Consider the following 13158-nt stretch of genomic DNA (forward strand, 5'->3'; position numbering starts at 1 on the left):
CAGATGGATTGGAGGGCAATCGATCTGCATGGTGCCGCGAGCATTTCGCGGGTGGTCAACGTCTTCGAGATTCGCGACATGCGCGGTATTCCATGGACCAAATACAAGATCAAGGTTCTCGAAGAAGGTTCCGGGGGCTTCTTCGCGGTTGCCAATGTGTGTGTAAGAAATGCCAATGGCACTCCCGATGGGGATGTAGGACTCGGACGGACAGAAGTGGAGGCCCTTCAGGATCTCATCAAGAGACTGGGTGAAAAATTGAACTCTCGCAAGGACTGGGGAGATGAAGACTTTGAATGGACCGACCCACAGGACTTCTGAGGAACGGAGTAACAGCGAACACCGTGCTTGAACATGGGACACCCACTCGGCTTGGGTCTCGTTCTCATACTGAGCAGGGAGGGCGTCCTCCCGAGGGAGAAATGGAAGATCCGGGAGCCGACCCTGCGACGCCACTATGTCTTGGCCAAGCCCGACGTCGGCTGAGTCTCAATCTCAGCCAAGATTTCCGCGGCCACTACCTCAATTCGCTTGACTGTGGCTGCATGTCCCTCTTCTTGAATCTCATTACCTGCGGCATCGGTCGGGATGCTGGTGTTTAGGCGGCTGAATGACAGGTGCCAGTTGCATGGAATGACCCGGCCGCTGAACCCCTGTTGAACCACAGCGTCCAGGGCAACGCTTGCGCACCTGCCCATCGTTAGCACGGTCGAGCACCCGCTGATATCCCGCAACAATCGGGCGACATTTAGTGGGGTCAGGATCTCGGAGTTTTCAGGCTCAGTGTCGTCCGTCAGTTCGTTGAAGTGAACCTGGTCTGAGGAGTTCGCCAGCACATAGTCATATCGGTTGGTGCTGGGAAAAATTTCCGGATGTCGTTGATTAAGGAATTCAAGAAGGATGTTCAGATTTTTCCCTGTCGTCTCGGCAACCGGACGTCTCTGCTCTCGTTCATGCTGTCCGGGACAGGCAAAAACGATGGCTGTATGACGCGCTTTAGATGAACCCGGCCAGAAATGCGGGAGCCAGAAATGGGGAAGCTGTTCTGGCCGCGCGAGGCCCGGCGCCAAGGCTTCCCTCTTCGCTATCTCGGCCATGACGGCGTCCCGTATGAATGTATGAATGCTCTCGTCGGGTCTCAGGACAGTGCGCAGGCGCGCCTCTGCATCATCCAGCACACGGGCCACGGAAATGCTCTTGGGGAAATTCGTGGGATTGCGGCGTCGGTTCGTCATGGACCGACCATAGAGGAAAAACGGGTCTGGTTCTCATACTGAGCAACTGGTTGCGCAGTTGCGCCCAGATCGCCCGACTGGTCCTGCATCGTTTCACTCAATGTCCCGCGCTGTGTGACTCCCAGCACGAGATCTGGCAATTGGCCGTTTAGTGCCGCCTCCCCCTTCTTGGAACCCACGACCTGCTCGCTCCTACTCCATCAACCTCACCGGTGTGAACGGACCGGTCGTCGTCGGACCGCGTTCCAAAACGAGCGGAAGATGGGCCTCATCCCGAAATACCACTTCGACCACATCCAATGGCCTGCTGGTGAATTGGCTCGCTGGTTGGAGCGTATTGGGACCACGCGGCACAGGTACACTCGGCTGGTGCCGTGGAGTACCGGAGTTGCACTCCGAAAAGAGCGGAGGTCGACCTGTCATCCTCGGCAGCGAGACCTTTCCGTGAACCCCGCTCCGGGTTGTGTTGAACCTATTGGTATTCTTCTGGGCTGGCTACCCATGGAGAGGTGGCAGGGAGGAATCCCCATGAAGCTGTGCCGCGCGGCTGTGATGCTGTTTCTCCTCGTTGGGTGTGGTACTGCCTCTCGGGTCGTGCGCCTGGATACGGGCCAGACCGAAACCATCGTCTTCACCCCTCGTTCTGGCGCCAGGCCGGTGGCGCTGGGCAACGGCGAGTTCAAGGAGGCCGTGTCGCAACTGGCTCGGGATGTGCGGCCTCCCACTCTGCCCCAGGAAGCAGCGCGGCGGCTGTTCGAGGTGGAGGCGCGGAGCGGCTCGTACACGTACGAGTTCCCCAGCCGCCGCCTCACTCCGCTCGAGCCGGGCGAGCACCTGGAGGGACAGTCCACGACGCCGGAGGCGGAGTTGACGTGCGCCTACCTGCGCTGGTGCGAGCGCACCGGTAGGCCCGGGGACTGTCTGCGCCTGCTGACGGAGAGCCCCACCGTCAACGGCGATGGCCGGTTTGCCTTGGCCCTGGCTCTCGCCAAGGGAGCCGTGCTGGACGAGATGCTGGAGGCGTTCAAGGACATGGCCGACCCCCACGCCATGGTGGCGGCCGTGCTCTGGACCTGGACCACGTACATGGTGCTCATCTCCATTCCCGATGTGACGGTCTCCAAGGGCCTCGCGGCCGTGATGACCGCCACGCTCATCTCCTACGTGGGCGTCGATACCTTCTGGGGTCTCGTCGTCGGCTTCAAGCGGCTGATGGAGGAGGCAGACCGGGCTACCACGTTCAACGAACTGCGCGAGGCGGGCGAGCAGTATGGCAAGCGCATGGGCCGCAATGCGGCGCGAGCCTTCGCCATGCTGGCCATGGCGGCTATCGGCAACACGGCGCCAGGGCTGGCCGCTCAGGTGTCGAAGCTGCCCGGCTCCATGCAGGCGACCGTGCAGGCGGAGACGCAGGTGGGTATCCGGCTCGCGGCGGTGGGGGAAGTGGAGACGGTCGCCGTGAGCGCCGAATCCGTCACCATCGCCCTTGCTCCTGGTGCTGTCGCCATGACGGTTCAGGCCATGAGCGGCGCCGCTGCCAAGGCTCCTCCCAACGGCTTCAGGGCGTGGGGCTCGTACAAGAGCTTCAAGCGGGCCATGGGCTCGGCGGGCCGGGGAAAGGAGTGGCACCACATCGTCGAGCAGACGCCGGGAAACGAGAAACGGTTCGGGGCCCAGGCCGTTCAAAACACCGATAACATCGTCCCGTTGGACAAGGGCATCCACACCCGCATCAGCTCGCTCTACTCGTCCATTCAGCGGGATATCACCGGCTCGTCCATCCTGACCGTCCGGAAGTGGTTGAGCACGCAGTCGTACGAAGCCCAACGTGAGTTCGGGCTGATTGCCATCGACAAAGTAACGAAGGGGATTTGGTGATGAAGCTGGAGGAACTTGTCGAACAGTTCGCGCAGAACGTGGCCGCGCAGACCGACGCCATCTGGAGGGGAGATGCCAAGACCGGGAACAAGCACGCCAAGAAGTACGGCGCCGCGTTCGACAAGCTCCGGGCCCACGGTGATGCTGGACGCGACGCACTGGCCGTGCTGTTCAAGCACCCACGCCCGGACGTCCGAGTCATGGCCGCCGCGCACCTGCTCCGCTATCGGACGGCCGAGGCCAAAGCTGTCTTGGAGGACGTCGCCAAGGGCGAGGGGCTGGTCTCATTCAAAGCAGGGCAGGCACTGAAGCGGTGGGAGGAAGGCACCTGGGCCCTTGACCCTGGGTAGCCCCCTTCCCCGCTACACCCCCGCGGCCGGGCCCTGGGCGCGCTCCTGGCGGCGGCGGCGCACGGCGCGCCAGGTGAGCCACAGCCCGAGCAGCAGCACCAGCCCCCCCGCCACGGTGAACATGACTCCCAGGCGGCTCGCTCGCGGCCGGTTGTCGTGCCACAGCGTGAAGCCCGGCGACTCGGGGTTCTTGAGGAAGCGGTTGACCGAGACGACGGTGCGGCTGGCCTCGCGCTCCTCCTCCATCCACTGGTGCGACAGCGGGAACTCGCCCCGCGTGGTGACGAGCACCGGACGGTAGATGTTCTGTTGCTCGCCCCGGGGCGTGCGGCTCCGCTCGACCCGGGCGCTTTGGATCTCCCCCGGGTAGAAGGCGAGCGGCCGCTCCTTCGTCAGCCAGCCGCTGCGGGTGAGGGCACAGCCCCCGCCCCGCTGACACTGCAGCTCGATGCGGGCCTTCGTGTCCAGGAAGCTCAGTCCGAAGACGAAGAAGGGCACGGACAGCGCCAGGACGCCGATGGCGCCGATGAACAGGGAGCGCGAGGGGGTGATGGAGGACGCGGTATCACTCACGGCCCCGTCATAAACCCGCACCCGGGTGCCGAGCACGCGCAAACGCACGTCCCACTCCGTTGACCGGTACCCACCCCGCCCCCCCGAGTGTCCACCACCGGGGCTCCCGCCTCCTTCCCGGGTGCGCTCCGGGTGAATCCAGGGCATCGACGGGACTGACAGGAGGTGGTGATGAAGGCGGTGGCCGTGTTCCCGAAGGGCCGCGAGGTGAAGGTCATCGACGTGCCCGAGCCGAAGCTGCGCTCCCCCACCCAGGTGCGGGTGCGCACGCTGGAGGTGGGCGTGTGTGGCACCGACAAGGAGGTGGTGGAGCGGAAACACGGCAAGCCCCCCGAGGGCGAGGAGCACCTCATCGTCGGCCACGAGTGTCTGGGGGAAGTGGTGGAGGTGGGCGGGCAGGTGGAGAACCTGAAGCCCGGGGACCTGGTGGTGCCGCGGGTGCGCCGGCCGTGCCCCCGGGAGGAGTGCGCGCCGTGCCGGGCGGGGTACTCGGACTTCTGCGTCACCGGCGAGTACACCGAGCGGGGGATTCAAGCGGCCCACGGCTTCTGTGCGGAGCTCTTCGTGGAGGACGCCCTCTACCTGCACCCGGTGCCTCGCGAGCTGCGGGGCGTGGCGGTGCTGACCGAGCCGCTCACCATCGCCGAGAAGGCGCTGCGCGGGGTGGCCCATATCCAGACACGCATGCCCTGGGAGAAGGACAAGGGCGGCCGGGCGGTGGTGCTGGGCTCGGGGCCGGTGGGCCTGCTGGGCGCCATGGCGCTGATGCGCGCGGGCTTCCAGACGACGATGTACTCGCGCTCGCCCAAGCCCAACCCGAAGGCGGAAGTGTCCGAGTCGCTGGGCGTGCCCTACGTGTCCTCCAAGCAGCACCGGGTGGAGGAATTGGTGAAGCAGCGGGGGCGGGCGGACGTGGTGTACGAGGCGGCGGGCGTGGCCAGCGCGGGCTTCGAGCTGATGGAGGCCCTGGCGCCCAACGGCGTGTATGTCTTCACCGGCGTGCCTGGCAGCGAGGAGGGCGAGCTGGACCAGGGCGAGCTGATGAAGCAATGGGTGATGAACAACCAGGTGGTGCTCGGCACGGTGAACGCGGCGCCGGAGGACTTCGAGGCGGCGGTGGCGGACCTCGGGCGCTTCCGGACGAAGTGGCCCGGAGGCCTGGAGCGCCTCATCACCGCCCGGCACCCTCCCGAGGACTACGCCGAGGTGGTGGCGGGTCGTAAGGCAAGCCACATCAAGGACATCATCGTCTTTTCCCGGGGGTGAGAAACGGGTGACACTGCGTGGGTCCCCTCTCCCCCTGGGAGAGGGTTAGGGTGAGGGTCTTTCAACCCCAGCGGACACCGGAGTCCCAAGGAGGAGAAGCACATGGAGGGAGCCTGGCTGGACATCTCGGTGCCATTCGGTGAGGAGCCATCGCAGGAGGGCGCGGGAGAGGCCTCGAGGGTGGCGCTTCCGGAGAGCTCGGCGGAGCAGGCCGGGTGGCTCAAGCGCGCGGCGTGGATGGGGACGTACGTGACGGCGCCGCCGAGCCTGGAGCTGGACCTGGAGGACACGGAGCGGTTGCCGTTGACGGCCACGGTGGGCAAGGCGCGGGTGCTGCTGCTGGACGACGTGGACTGCATCCGCGCCGACTCGCTGGCGGAGTACGAGCCGAGGGCGGGGGAGCGGTTGCTGTTGCGCACCCGCAACTCGCAGCGCGAGTGGTGGAAGCGGCCGCACGGGGAGGACTTCGTGCGCCTGTCGGACGCGGCGGCGCTGCTGCTCATCGAGCGCCAGGTGGCGTGCGTGGGCGTGGATTACGTGTCGCGCTCGGGCTTCCACTCGGACGGCGTGGCCGTGCACCAGAAGTTGCGCGAGGCCGGGGTGTGGATCATCGAGGGGCTGGATTTGAGCGACGTGAAGGTGGGGGTGCACGAGCTGGTGTGCCTGCCGCTCAACGTGAAGGCGGAGTGGGGCTCGCCCGCCCGGGCGCTGCTGCGCGCCCTGCGTGACCCGGCCGCCGGGTAGCCGGGCGGGCGGGGCGCGGCCTCCCGTCGGGCCCTCCGGACGCATACATCTCCTGGACGCCGTGAGGCCACTGGAGGAGCAGACGCCGGGGCCCGGACACAGGGGAGGTGCCGGCCATGGATGGGCAGCAGAAGACGTCCCGCGCTCCAGCCATCGAGGACCACGGCGTCATCGGGGATCTGCGCACGGTCGCCCTGGTGGCGACGGACGGGACGATGGACTGGTTGTGTTTCCCCCACTTCGACAGCCCGAGCGTCTTCGCCGCGCTGTTGGACCCGGAGAAGGGGGGGCACTTCCGGATCGCCCCGGAGGTGGACGGCGAGCGGGTGGTGCACAAGCAGTTCTACTGGCCGGACAGCAACGTGCTGGTGACGCGCTTCTACTCGCCGGACGGGGTGGGCGAGCTGGTGGACTTCATGCCCATGGGCCGGGCATGCCACGCGGGCCGGGTGCGCGAGGTGGTGCGGCGCATCCGCGTGGTGCGCGGCGAGCTGGCCTTCCGCATGGAGTGCATGCCCGCGTTCAACTACGGGCGGGATGCGCATCAGGTACGGTTGCTGCACGGCGGGGCGAGCTTCCTGTCGGAGACGCTGAAGCTGACGCTGGTGACGTCGGTGCCACTGGAGACGGATGGGAAGCGCGTCACCGGGCGCTTCACGCTGCACGAGGGCCAGTCGGCGGTGTTCGGCCTGCGCGAGGGGGCGCCGGACTCGTGCCATGACACGGTGATGGGGCACGAGGCCTCGGAGGCGCTGTTCCGGAGCACGGTGGACTACTGGCGGCACTGGGTGGCGGGGTGCAGCTACACGGGACGGTGGCGCGAGGTGGTGCAGCGCTCGGCGCTGGCGCTCAAGTTGATGACGTTCGAGCCCTCGGGAGCCATCGTCGCGGCGCCCACGTGCAGCCTTCCGGAGGAGCCGGGGGGCGTGCGCAACTGGGACTACCGCTACGTGTGGATTCGCGACGCGGCCTTCACGGTGTACGCGCTGTTGCGCATCGGCTTCAAGAAGGAGGCGGGGGCCTTCATGCGCTGGCTGGAGGCCCGCATCGCCGAGCTACCCGACGGCGCGCCCCTGCCTCTCATGTATGCGTTGGATGGCGGCGAGGTGCCGAGGGAGCAGGAGCTGTGGCACCTGTCTGGCTATGGCGGCGCGAGGCCGGTGCGCATCGGCAACGGGGCGTCGCATCAGCTCCAGTTGGACATCTACGGGGAGTTGATGGACTCGGTGTACCTGTACAACAAGCACGGGGCTCCCATCTCGTATGACTTCTGGAGACACCTGCGGAAGCTGGTGGACTGGGTGTGTGACCACTGGCAGGAGCGGGACGAGAGCATCTGGGAGGTGAGGGCGGGGAAGCAGAACTTCGTGTACTCGAAGATGATGTGCTGGGTGGCGGTGGACAGGGCCATCCGGCTGGCGGACAAGCGCAGCTTCCCGGCGGACCGGGCGCGGTGGCTGCGGACGCGTGACACCATCTTCGAGGAGATCATGCAGAAGGGCTGGAGCGGAAAGCGGGGCGCGTTCATCCAGTCATACGAGACGATGGCGTTGGACGCGGCGAACCTGCTGATGCCGTTGGTGTTCTTCCTGTCGCCGGTGGACCCGAGGATGCTGTCGATGCTGGACATCCTCCGCCAGCCGCCGGTGAGGGGCGGGCTGACATCGGACGGGCTGGTGTTCCGCTACGACGCGGAGGCGACCGCGGACGGGGTATCGAGGGGGAGGGAGGGCACGTTCAACCTGTGCACCTTCTGGCTGGTGGAGGCGATGACGCGGGCGAGCGTGACGCGGCCGGACCTGCTGGACGAGGCGCGGCTGACGTTCGAGCGGATGCTGGGCTACGCGAACCACGTGGGGCTGTACGCGGAGCAGACGGGGCCCTCGGGCGAGGCGCTGGGCAACTTCCCGCAGGCGCTCACCCACCTGTCGCTCATCAGCGCGGCGTACAACCTGGACCGGGCCCTGGGCCACCGGGACTGAGCCGCCCGCCGGGCGCGGTCTCTTCAAACTTGTCCAACAGTCGGACAAGTTCGCGAACATCGTCACCGGAAGGCTCCACGTCTCCCCGTCAATTTCCCCTCTCCCCTCGGGAGAGGGACGGGGTGAGGGTGCCACAGGTCCCTGCTTGCCCCTGTGTGGGCATCCCCGGCTCCCGTGAGACACTCCGGGCCGGGTGTCACCGTCCCGCCCCATGTGATTCACGGAGCTGTCACAGGAGGAGCCGTTACCTCCGGCGTGTTCTTCCTGCGAGGGAAGGCGAGACCCGAGAAGGGCGAAGGCCCGGAGGAGGGAAGCCATGAACCCGTTGGACTGGAGTGGTGAGCAGTTCCTGAGCGTGTACATCCCGTTCCTGGTGCTGCTGTTGCTCGCGGCGAAGGCCTGGCAGTCCACGTTGAACCAGCCGTCGGAGGAGCCGCGCCCCGGAGAGCTGGAGTTGGATCCGTACCAGGTGGCGGTGCTCGAGCGGCGGGAGGGAGGGGTGAGGGCGGCGGTGGTGGCGCTGGTGCATGCCGGGGCGCTGAAGCTGGAGGACGGAGTGCTGAAGGCGGTGGCCGGGCCGCCCGCGCGCATGCTGCCCTTCGAGCGGGCGGTGTACGAGGCGGTGGCCGGTGCGAGGGGGGATGTCTCGGAGCTGGAGAAGAAGCTGGGCCGGGAGCTGGACGGAATGGAGGAGGGGCTGCGCCGGCGGGGCCTGCTGATGCAGCCGGAGGTGGCCGAGCGGTACGCGCGTTACCCGAAGTGGCTCTTCTTCGGACCGGCGCTGGGCCTGGGATTGGCGAAGATGATGGTGGGGATCTCGCGCGACAGGCCGGTGGGGTTCCTGGTGGTGTTGCTCTTCTTCGCGGTGGTGGTGGGCTTCCGGGTGCTGGGGAGAGCGCCCTGGCGTACGAGGCGGGGTGACAAGGCATTGGCGAAGCTGCGGCGGGACAACGAGGCGCTGCGGACGACGGCGAAGGCGGACGGGGCGTGGGGGACGCTGAACAGCGGGAGCGTGGCGATGGCGGTGGCGCTCTTTGGCACGGGGCTGCTGGTGAGCTCGGGGCTGGGGGATCTGCGCTCCTACCTGGTGCCTCCGGGGAGCGCGGGAGGGGGCGGGGACGTCAGCTCCGGTGACAGTGGCGGGGGTGACAGCGGTGGAGACGGGGGAGGCGGCTGCGGCGGAGGCTGCGGCGGTTGTGGAGGAGGCGGGGATTGAAGCCGCCAGCGGGGGTGGGGCTGGGGTGGAGGAGGCAGTTGGCGCACTACCTCGACGAGGCGGAGGGGGTGGACTTCGTGGAGGTGCTGGCCGAGCACCTGGAGCCTCGGGGCCCGCTGCCGGAGCCGTTGAAGCGGCTGAAGGAGCGGGGAGTGCCGGTGGTGCTGCACGGGGTGTCGCTGGGACTGGGGAGCGCGGAGCCGCCGGAGCGCGGGAGGCTGGACATGCTGGCGCGGCTGGCCGAGCGGCTGGGCGCGGTGTGTGTGAGCGAGCACCTGGCCTTCGTGCGAGCGGGAGGAGTGGAGAGCGGGCACCTGCTGCCGCTGCCGCGCACGGGGGAGATGTTGGAGGTGCTGGCGGAGAACGTGCGGCGGGCCGAGGCGGCGCTACCGGTGCCGCTGGCACTGGAGAACGTGGCGAGCCTCTTCGAGTGGCCGGGCGAGGGAATGACGGAGGCCCGGTGGCTGGCGGGGGTGCTGGAGCGAACGGGAGTGGGGGTGCTGCTGGACGTGGCGAACCTGTACGCGAACACGCTCAACCACGGGACGGACGCGAGGGAGGTGCTGGAGGCGGTACCTCGGGAGCGGTTGGCCTACGTGCACGTGGCGGGAGGGGTGAAGCGTGGAGGGCTGTACCACGACACGCATGCGCACGGGGTGCCCGAGGGACCGCTGGTGCTGCTGGAGGAGCTGGTGGCGCGGGTGGGGCCGGTGCCGGCGCTGCTCGAGTGGGATGACCACTTCCCACCGCCGGAGGTGCTCGGCGCGGAGCTGGAGGCGATGAGGGCGGCGCAGGCGCGAGGGGTGGCGCGGTGGAAGGGCGGGGGTGCATGAGCGCGCGCGAGCGATTGGCGAAGGCGCAGGCGGAGCTGGCGCGAGCGTTGGGGATGGGGGAGCCGGTGCCGGCGGGCTTCGACGTGGAGCGGGTGGGAGCGGCGGCCGAGGCGTTGGGGATGAAGCGCCGGAGGCTGGTGCAGCGGACGTGGCCGATGCTGGCGGCGGCGTTGGGAGCGGACTTCGCCAGGCGATTCGAGACGTGGGCGCGGGAGAACCCGTTGCTGGGAGTGGAGCCGAATCCGCTGGCGGATGGACGGCGCTTCGCCGGGAGCCTGCGAGTGGCGGGAGCATTCCCGGCGGAGGCGGAGGAGGAGTGGCTCCAGTTCGAGCTGCGCTGGAGGTTGACGGACGAGGGAGGACTGGAGGCGAGGAGGGGCGTGGTGCTGAAGACGGCCCGGGTGGGCAGAACGAAGCGAAGAATGTTGGCGGTGCGTCTACCCGGGGGCCGGGTCATCTGGTGGAGCGTCAATATCCCCTCTCCCCTCGGGAGAGGGACGGGGTGAGGGTATCGAGTCCCAGGGGTTGCCCCCGTGTCAGCTCCCTCTCCCTCTGGGAGAGGGTTGGGGTGAGGGTCTGGAGACGGCATACAGGAAACGCGCGTAACCCAGCTCCGAGGCGTTCTTCGTGAGCTCGACATTGGCCCAGGCGATGACGTCCCCGAACGGACGCTCCGGGAAGGGCCAGCGGGTCCGCTGTGCCGAGCGCACCTCGTCTTCGGAGAGCTGCTCGAGCCTCGCCCGCCACTGGGCCTGGAGCCGGCGGATCCACTCGCGGACCCCATCGGCGGTCCCGGGCCACGGCACCTCCTCGCGGGTCAGCGTCCCCTCGCCGAAGGAGTGGTCGAGCACCATGGACCACCAGAAGCCGATGTGCCACGTCACCCACGCGATGCTGGGCGGACCGAGGTCATACCCCTCGTGCTCCGGCCACTCGGCGCGCCACCGTCCATCCGGCTCCTGCCGCACATGGAGTCCCACCTGCGCGGGGCGCCACAGGCACTCCTCGGTGGAGACTCCCTCCAGGTGGTACCAGGTGAGCGCCCACGCCGTGTCGAACTGCCGGAGCAAGTAGTCACGCGCTTCATTGGCCATGGGCGGAGCGTACCCGCATCCCCACCCACGGCCGAGCCCGCTCGCCCGCCTCCCGGGCAACACGGGTGAAGCCCCTGCCCGAGGCCCCCGGCTGCTAAGCTGCGCCCGTGCGGAACGAGCCCCTCGCGGCCAACCCCCTTGCCTCCGATGCCAGGCCCTACCGGGGCCTGCTGGCCTTCGAGCCCGAGCACCGCCGCTTCTTCTTCGGACGCGGCGAGCTGGAGCGCGAGCTGGTGCTGCGCGTCCGCGCGTCCATGGGTGGCTGGGGCTCGCGCTTCCAGGTGGTGGTGGGGGCCTCGGGCAGCGGCAAGTCCTCGTTGGTGCTGGCCGGGCTGGTGCCCCGCCTCCACGAGGACGCGCGCGAGCCCTGGGACACCGTCGTGCTGCGGCCCGGCGAGGTCGGCGCTCACCGGATGCTCGAGGTGGAGGAGGGCCCGGGCCGCTTCAGCTCGCTCGGCAGACTGCGCGCGCTGCTCTCCGGACTGCACCGCCAGGACAGCGCGCCCACGGGCCAGGGGGCCACCGTCGCCGAGGTGCTCCGCGAGGCCCGGGGGCTGCGCGAGGCCGGGCCGGAGCGGTGGCTGCTGGTGGTGGTGGATCAGCTCGAGGAGCTCTTCACCCAGGTGGCCACGGTGGAGGAGCGCGAGGCCCTCATGCGGGCGCTGTGGAGGCTGGCGCACACCCCGGAGGTGCGGGTGGTGGTGGTGGCCACGCTGCGGGTGGACGCGCTCGGGCGCTGCGAGCACGTGCGGGTGGACCACGAGGGCCCACAGCTGGAGTCGGTGGTGTACTCGGCGGCGCACCGGCTCTTCGTGGGCCCGCCGCGGGCCGAGCAGCTCGTGGACATCATCCAGGGTCCGGCGCGGGTGGTGGGGTTGCATCTGGAGCCGGGGCTGGTGGAGGCGCTGCGGCGGGACGTGGAGCAGGAGCCTGGAGCACTCCCGCTGCTGGAGCACGCGTTGGATCAACTCTGGGAGCGCCGTGCGGGGAGCCGGCTGACGCGGGCGGCGTACGAGGAGCTCGGCGGGGTGGTGGGGGCGATGGCGCGCACGGGAGACAGGCTCTACGAGTCGCTGCCGGAGGCCGAGCGGCACCAGGCGCGGCGGCTGCTGGCGAGGCTGGTGGACCTGCGCGAGGAGATGAGCCCGCACGCGCGGCGCGAGGGGCTGAAGCAGCTGCGCCCGGAGCGGGAGGACGAGGCGGCGGCCTTCGACGCGGTGGTGGAGAAGCTGGTGCGGCACCGGCTGGTGGTGCGGGGCGAGGACGGGGGGCAGCCGCCGGAGCCGTGGCTGAGGCTGGCGCACGAGGCGTTGATCCGCCGGTGGGGCCGGCTGGTGGAGTGGGTGCGGGAGGCGCGCGGGCAGAAGCCGCGGGCGAGCGAGGCGGAGATACGGGAGCGCGAGCGCACCCGGTACGCGAGGGACGTGGCGCGGGTGCTCCAGGCGAGGCGGCTGCTGGAGTGGGACCTGGCGCTGGCGGTGCTGGTGTTGCGCGAGGTGGCGGAGCCGGAGCGGACACCGGAGTGGCACCCGACGGTGCTCGAGGCGCTGCACCGGGGCGCGATGCAGCCGGTGGTGCTCGCGGGCCACGAGGGACGGGTGGAGCTCGCGGCCTTCGGCGCGGACGGCGAGCGGGTGCTGACGGGCTCGGCGGACGGGACGGCGCGGGTGTGGAGGGCGGACGGGGCGGGCGAGCCGGTGGTGCTCTCGGGACATGAAGGAGGCGTGTGGTCGGCGGAGCTGAGCGCGGACGGCGCCCGGGTGCTCACCACGTCGCAGGAGGGGCGGGTGCGGGTGTGGAGGGCGGACGGGGCGGGCGAGCCGGTGGTGCTCGCGGCGTACGAGGAGCGGGTGTGGCCGACGGAATTCAGCCCGGACGGGCAGCGGGTGCTCAGCGTGTCGGAGGACGGCACGGTGCGGGTGGGGCTGGCGGATGGCACGGGCGAGCCCGTCATGCTGCGAGGCCACGGAGGCCGGGTGTCGAGCGC

Annotated in this window: 14 protein-coding genes; 10 read left to right on the forward strand and 4 right to left on the reverse strand. The window is 68.9% G+C overall.

From position 1 onward, the window contains the following. On the forward strand, positions 1-321 hold a 321-nt coding region (locus tag Q664_RS59325; protein WP_160174502.1), incomplete at its 5' end, for a hypothetical protein. Positions 322-455: 134 nt separating this feature from the next. Here Q664_RS59325 and Q664_RS58025 read toward each other — a convergent pair. Then, positions 456-1235, reverse strand: coding sequence for a hypothetical protein (locus Q664_RS58025; RefSeq protein ID WP_152622345.1), 780 nt, complete (start codon positions 1233-1235; stop codon positions 456-458). Next, positions 1232-1414, reverse strand: coding sequence for a hypothetical protein (locus Q664_RS58030; protein WP_152622346.1), 183 nt, complete (start codon positions 1412-1414; stop codon positions 1232-1234). Before Q664_RS58030 ends, Q664_RS58025 begins: the two co-directional genes overlap by 4 nt. A gap of 349 nt (positions 1415-1763) precedes the next feature. On the opposite strand from Q664_RS58030, the gene sitA5 reads away from it, so the two are divergent. Further along, positions 1764-3113, forward strand: coding sequence for a SitA5 family polymorphic toxin (gene sitA5, locus Q664_RS26190; protein ID WP_043401407.1), 1350 nt, complete (start codon positions 1764-1766; stop codon positions 3111-3113). Then, a complete protein-coding gene (locus Q664_RS26195) occupies positions 3113-3463 on the forward strand; it encodes a DUF2019 domain-containing protein (protein ID WP_043401411.1) in 351 nt (116 codons plus the stop codon). Before sitA5 ends, Q664_RS26195 begins: the two co-directional genes overlap by 1 nt. A 12-nt stretch (positions 3464-3475) precedes the next feature. Here Q664_RS26195 and Q664_RS26200 read toward each other — a convergent pair whose 3' ends face one another. Next, positions 3476-4084, reverse strand: a complete 609-nt coding sequence (locus tag Q664_RS26200; protein ID WP_152622347.1) for a hypothetical protein — start codon at positions 4082-4084, stop codon at positions 3476-3478. 123 nt (positions 4085-4207) lie between these two features. Between Q664_RS26200 and Q664_RS26205 the strand changes: the two genes are divergently transcribed. From Q664_RS26205 to Q664_RS26230, 6 genes are all read left to right on the forward strand, one after another. Continuing rightward, a complete protein-coding gene (locus Q664_RS26205) occupies positions 4208-5302 on the forward strand; it encodes a glucose 1-dehydrogenase (protein WP_043401413.1) in 1095 nt (364 codons plus the stop codon). A gap of 102 nt (positions 5303-5404) precedes the next feature. After that, complete coding sequence (locus tag Q664_RS26210; RefSeq protein ID WP_052518688.1) at positions 5405-6046, forward strand: cyclase family protein; 642 nt, start codon at positions 5405-5407, stop codon at positions 6044-6046. Positions 6047-6162: 116 nt separating this feature from the next. After that, positions 6163-8028, forward strand: coding sequence for a glycoside hydrolase family 15 protein (locus tag Q664_RS26215; protein WP_052518689.1), 1866 nt, complete (start codon positions 6163-6165; stop codon positions 8026-8028). A gap of 316 nt (positions 8029-8344) precedes the next feature. After that, entirely contained in the window at positions 8345-9244 is a 900-nt protein-coding gene (locus tag Q664_RS26220; RefSeq protein ID WP_052518690.1) for a TIGR04222 domain-containing membrane protein, read from the forward strand. Continuing rightward, positions 9241-10077: an MbnB/TglH/ChrH family RiPP precursor modification enzyme gene (locus Q664_RS26225; RefSeq protein ID WP_043401415.1), complete on the forward strand. Its 837-nt coding sequence runs from the start codon at positions 9241-9243 to the stop codon at positions 10075-10077. The genes Q664_RS26220 and Q664_RS26225 overlap by 4 nt, the downstream gene beginning before the upstream one ends. Further along, positions 10074-10583 (forward strand): SCO6045 C-terminal-like domain-containing protein, encoded by a 510-nt coding sequence (locus tag Q664_RS26230; RefSeq protein WP_043401418.1) that lies wholly within the window; start codon positions 10074-10076, stop codon positions 10581-10583. Before Q664_RS26225 ends, Q664_RS26230 begins: the two co-directional genes overlap by 4 nt. Positions 10584-10613: 30 nt before the next feature. Here the strand turns inward: Q664_RS26230 and Q664_RS26235 are convergent, their stop codons facing one another. Further along, on the reverse strand, positions 10614-11171 hold the full coding sequence (locus tag Q664_RS26235) for a DinB family protein (RefSeq protein ID WP_043401420.1): 558 nt from the start codon (positions 11169-11171) through the stop codon (positions 10614-10616). A 107-nt stretch (positions 11172-11278) separates the two neighbouring features. Here Q664_RS26235 and Q664_RS26240 point away from each other — a divergent pair. Then, on the forward strand, positions 11279-13158 hold a 1880-nt coding region (locus Q664_RS26240), incomplete at its 3' end, for an nSTAND1 domain-containing NTPase (protein WP_043401423.1).

This window comes from Archangium violaceum Cb vi76, from assembly GCF_000733295.1.
GTDB lineage: Bacteria > Myxococcota > Myxococcia > Myxococcales > Myxococcaceae > Archangium > Archangium violaceum.

Excerpts from the sequence above, each read along its gene's own strand:
- Q664_RS26235 (WP_043401420.1), bottom strand. The coding sequence starts at position 11,171 with ATGGCCAATGAAGCGCGTGACTACTTGCTCCGGCAGTTCGACACGGCG.
- Q664_RS26215 (WP_052518689.1), top strand. The coding sequence starts at position 6,163 with ATGGATGGGCAGCAGAAGACGTCCCGCGCTCCAGCCATCGAGGACCAC.
- Q664_RS58025 (WP_152622345.1), bottom strand. The coding sequence starts at position 1,235 with ATGACGAACCGACGCCGCAATCCCACGAATTTCCCCAAGAGCATTTCC.
- Q664_RS26195 (WP_043401411.1), top strand. The coding sequence starts at position 3,113 with ATGAAGCTGGAGGAACTTGTCGAACAGTTCGCGCAGAACGTGGCCGCG.
- Q664_RS26205 (WP_043401413.1), top strand. The coding sequence starts at position 4,208 with ATGAAGGCGGTGGCCGTGTTCCCGAAGGGCCGCGAGGTGAAGGTCATC.
- Q664_RS26220 (WP_052518690.1), top strand. The coding sequence starts at position 8,345 with ATGAACCCGTTGGACTGGAGTGGTGAGCAGTTCCTGAGCGTGTACATC.
- sitA5 (WP_043401407.1), top strand. The coding sequence starts at position 1,764 with ATGAAGCTGTGCCGCGCGGCTGTGATGCTGTTTCTCCTCGTTGGGTGT.
- Q664_RS26230 (WP_043401418.1), top strand. The coding sequence starts at position 10,074 with ATGAGCGCGCGCGAGCGATTGGCGAAGGCGCAGGCGGAGCTGGCGCGA.
- Q664_RS26210 (WP_052518688.1), top strand. The coding sequence starts at position 5,405 with ATGGAGGGAGCCTGGCTGGACATCTCGGTGCCATTCGGTGAGGAGCCA.